Origin of the sequence: Streptomyces sp. AF1A (assembly GCF_047340315.1) — a bacterium.
Lineage (GTDB): Bacteria > Actinomycetota > Actinomycetes > Streptomycetales > Streptomycetaceae > Streptomyces.
Window position 1 is genome coordinate 1 of record NZ_JBLEBI010000300.1, and the last position, 4713, is coordinate 4713.

2 protein-coding genes are annotated in these 4713 nt (G+C 77.4%); both read right to left on the minus strand.

What is annotated here, in order from left to right; all coding sequences use genetic code 11:
• Positions 1 to 1392, minus strand: a 1392-nt coding sequence (locus ACLU3S_RS35945) for a polyketide synthase (RefSeq protein WP_413956173.1), incomplete at its 3' end; no start/stop codon positions are given.
• Position 1393: 1 nt separating this feature from the next.
• On the minus strand, positions 1394 to 4713 hold a 3320-nt coding region (locus ACLU3S_RS35950), incomplete at its 5' end, for an SDR family NAD(P)-dependent oxidoreductase (RefSeq protein ID WP_413956174.1).

The window sequence follows — 4713 nt, forward strand, 5'->3', positions numbered from 1 at the left end:
GATGCCGCCGAAGCCGAAGGCGTTGACGGCCGCCCGGCGGACGGGCTGGTGGGGATCGGGGTCCCAGGGGCGGGCCCGGTCCAGGGTGCGGAAGCGGGTGTTGGCGAGACGGGGGTGGGGATCGTCGCAGTGCAGGGTGGGCAGCAGGGTGGCGTGGTGGAGGGCGAGGGCCGCCTTGACGAGGCCCGCGACTCCGGCGGCCGGCATGGTGTGACCGATCATCGACTTCACGGAGCCGAGGACCGGGCGTTCGCCGTCCCGGTGGTCCGCACCCCGCCCGAACACCTCGGTGAGAGTGGTGAGTTCGGCCGCGTCACCGGCGGGGGTGGCGGTCCCGTGGGCCTCCAGCAGGCCGATGGAGCGGGGTGCGGCGGGGTCGAGGCGGGCGGCCCGCCAGGCCTGGCGTACGGCCCGTGTCTGCCCGCCCGGGTCGGGGGTGGCGAGCCCCGCCGTACGGCCGTCGCCGGCCACCCCGGTCCCACGGATCACCGCGTAGACGCGGTCGCCGTCGCGTGCGGCGTCCGCGAGCCGCTTCAGTACGACGACACCGGTTCCCTCGCCGATCAGGATGCCGTCGGCGTCGCGGTGGAAGGGGCGGATGCGCTGGGTCGGGGACAGCGCGCGCAGCTGGGAGAAGACGCTCCAGAGGGTGATGTCGTGGCAGTGGTGCACTCCCCCGGCGAGCATCATGTCGCAGCGCCCGGTGGCGAGTTCGGTGACCGCCTGGTCGACGGCGACCAGGGAGGATGCACAGGCCGCGTCGACGGTGTAGGCGGGGCCGCGCAGGTCCAGCCGGTTGGCGATGCGGGAGGCGGCGAGGTTGGGGACCAGGCCGATCGCGGACTCGGGGCGGTCGGGCCCGAGCCGCTCGGTGAACGCCGAACGTATGCGCTCCAGTTGGGCGGGCCTCAGGTCCGGCAGCAGCTCGGCCAGGGTGCGGACGAGCTGGCCCGCCGTGCGGACCCGCTGGTCGAGGCGGGCCAGGCCGGGGCCGAGGTAGCCGCCGCGGCCCAGGACCACACCGATCCGGTCCCGGGGGGGCAGCCGGTCCCCGCCGCGCGCGTCGGCGAGCGCGGCGGCGGCCACGTCCAGGGCGATCAGCTGGTCGGGCTCGGTGCCCGGCACGGAGGCGGGCATGATGCCGTAGCGGGTGACCTCCACCTCGGCCAGGCCGTCCACGAAGCCGCCGCGCCGGCAGTACACCTGGTCGGCGACGGCGGGCCCGGTGGCAGCTCCGGGGCGGTAGTGGCAGGCGTCCCAGCGGTCCGCGGGGACGTCACCGATCGCGTCGACTCCGTCGCGCAGGTTGCGCCAGTAGGCGTCGAGGCCGCGCGCGCCCGGCAGCAGCACCGACATCCCGACGATGGCGACGGGTACCTGATGCTCCGTCATGTCACCAGCCCGAGGCAGTGTAGACGACGGCGCGGGCCGCCGGATCGCCCCAGGCGAGCTCTCGGAGCAGGGCCGCGGCGCCCTCGTCCGGGTCGATCATCCGCACGCCGCGGCGGGCGTACTCACGGCCGAGTTCCGCGCCGACCATGCCGGTGTGGGCGGCGGACGGCGCCCACGGTCCCCAGTGGACGGTGAGCACGCGGCGGCCGGTGCGGGCGGCCCAGTCGGTGCCGAGCGCCGCCAGCGCGTCGTTGGCAGCGGCGTAGTCCGCCTGGCCGCGGTTGCCGAGGACGGCGGCGATGCTGCCGAACAGCACGGTGAACCCGGGCGCGGCGGGCAGGTCGTCGAGTGCGGCGAACAGCGCGGCGGCCCCGGCCGTCTTCGTGCCGTACACCCGCCGGAAGGAGTCGGGGGTCTTCTCGGCGATCAACCTGTCCTCGATCACCCCGGCGGCGAAGACGACCCCGTCCAGCCGGCCGTGCTCGGCGTGGATCTCCTTGACCGCCCGCAGCACCGCGTCCCGGTCCCGGAAGTCCACCGAGCGGTAGCGGGCCGCGCTGCCGAGGGCGGTGAGTTCGTGGAGGGTCGTGGCGATCTCGCGCTGGGCGAGGATCCTTTCGGCGGCCCGGTTGATCTCGGCGGGTCCCGGCGCGCCGGGACCCGCGGCGAGCGCCGCGCGCAGTGCGACGGGGGTGTGCGCGGCGGCGGTCCCTGGGGGCTCGGGCGCGGTGGGCGCCGGGGTACGGCCGAGCAGCTCGATCCGGCAGCCGCAGGCGCCCGCCAACGTGGCCGCGCACCGCGCGGTGATGCCGCGGGCGCCCCCGATCAGCAGCACCACGGAGTCCCGGTCGAGCCCCAGCGCGGCGGCCTCGGCGGCGCCGTCCCCGGCGGGTCCGGCGCCGGTGCTGCCGAGCGGGCCGAGGGGCGCGGGCACCAGCTCCAGACCCTGGCGGGATCCGGCGGTCGTCCGCAGGACCACCGGGGCCGGGACCGGCGCCCGCAGCTCGGCGAGCACGGCGTCGGCCACGGCCGCCGGGGCGGTGTCGCCGACGGCCACGACCCGCGCGAGGACGTCGGGGTACTCCCGGGCGGCGGTGCGGAACAGGCCGTCGAGCCCGGCAGCACGCACCGCCCCGGGGCCGTCCCCCGCCCGGACGGCGAGCAGCCGGCCGGTGCCGCACGCCAGAGCCGCTCGGAACACCGGGAAGGCGTCCGGCAGCACCGGGAGGTCCGCTCCGGGCAACGCGCCCAGGTACACCACACCGTCCACGGTGCCGTCCGCCGCGCCGAGGACGTGCCCGCGCTCCAGGAGCACGGCGTCCGCGCCCAGCGCGCCGAGCAGCGCCGCGAGTTCGGCCGCCGCTCCCCCGCCGTCGCCCAGCACCGCGAACCGCTGCCCGGACGGGCCGCCGTCGGGCTCGGGGGGCGCGTCCGGCAGCGGCACGGGCCGCAGCTCGCAGCGCCGGGGAGCCACGCCGAGGCCCACGGGGTCCGTCTCCTCGGCCGGTTGTCCCCGGCGCCCGAGGGCCTCGGCGCGGTCCGCGGGGCCCGTCTCCTCGACCGGTTGCTCCCGGCGCCCGAGGGCCTCGGCGCGGTCCGCACCCAGCCGCGTGCTCAGCCACTGGGTCACCGCGGCCGCCGTACGGGCCTTGGTGAGCTCCTCCAGCTCCGCGTCGTCCAGGAGCTCCGCGCCGCCCGCGATGCCCAGCCGCTTGGCGAGTTCGCCCGCTATCTCGGCCCGCTTGATCGAGTCGATGCTCAGGTCCGCCTCCAGGTCGAGGCCGGGTTCGATCATGTCAGCGGGGTAGCCGGTGCGTTCGCTGATGACCTCCAGGACGACCCGCTCGACGTCGTCCCCCGGCCCGGCGGACACGGCCGGCCGCTCGTGGGGTACGGCCGGTTCCGTGCCCACCACGGGTACGGCGCCGGGCGCGGGCGGCGGCGCCGCCGGGGCCGGGGCCGGGGGCGCCGCACCGAAGTAGGTGAGCAGCACGTCCCGCTGGGCGGCGATCATCTCGCGGCCGGTGCGCAGGAATTCGGAGATGAGCGCGTCCCGGTCGGCCGGGGCGCCGTGCGGCTGGTCGGTCGTCACAGTCGTCTCCACGACTCGTCGGGCCGGTGCGAGGGCACCGGAGAGTGGGGCTCCGTCGGCGGTGCGCGCGAGGTGGCCGTCGACCGTCCAGCCGGCCCGGCGGGGCGCCGGGGTGCGCAGCGCGTCGACGGCGTCCCGGCCCTGGAGGAGCCAGGCGGTGCGCACCGGCAGCCCGGCAACCGCGAGTTGGGCGAGGGCGTCGAGCCAGCCGGGAAGGCCGCTGTCGGGACGGGGCTCGCAGGCGACCGCGCGGTGCGGGCGGTCGCCGAGGATCTGCCCGACGAGCCGGATGAGGACGGTGCCCGGACCCGCCTCGACGAAGATCCGCGCACCCGACGCGTACATCGCCTCGATCTGGGCGGCGAACGCCACCGGCGCCCCGATCTGGGCCGCGAGTCCGGCGCGCACCGCGTCCGGGTCCGGCGGGTACGGCGCGGCGGTGCGGTTGGCCCAGACGGGGAACTCCGGTGCGCGCACCGGCTTGTCCGCGAGGACCTTGGCGAACCGCTCCCCCGCGGCGGCCACCAGCGGGCTGTGGAAGGCGCAGGCCACGGGGATGCGCCGGGCGCCGAGACCGGCCGCGCGCAGCAGCCGTACGGCGGTGTCGACGTCCGCCGTGGGTCCGGAGATCACCGTCTGCTCGGGCGAGTTGACGTTGGCGACGACGACCGACCCGGGCGCCCCGGCGGCGCGCAGGGCGTGTACGACGTCCTCGGCGGGGGCGCCGACGGCGGCCATGGTGCCGGGGTCGTCGCCGGCCGCCGCAAGGATCGCGGCGGCCCGCTCTGCGCTCAGTTCGAGCAGGGTCTCCGGGTCGAGGGCGCCGGCCGCGGCGAGCGCCACGAGTTCACCGTAGCTGTGTCCCCCGGCCAGGTCCGGGTGGACGCCCGCGGCGGTGAGGAAGGCGTGGGCGGCCAGCCCGGCGGCGCCGAGGGCGGGCTGTGCCGCCCGGGTGTCGGTGAGGGCGGCCCGGTGGCGCTCGCGGGCGGCGTCGTCGAAGGCGGCCGGGGGGTGGACGAGGCCGGCGAGCGCCGGGGGCAGGTAGGGGCGCAGCTCGGGCAGGGTGATCATGAGGTCGGCGAGCATGCCGGCCCGCTGGCTGCCCTGGCCGGGGAAGAGGAAGGCGACCTGGCCGTCCGCCGGGTCCGCGAGGTGGATTCCGGCGGCCGGGTCGTGCTCTCCGGCGAGGATCCGCCGCAGCTGCCCGGTCAGCTCCTCGACATGCCGGG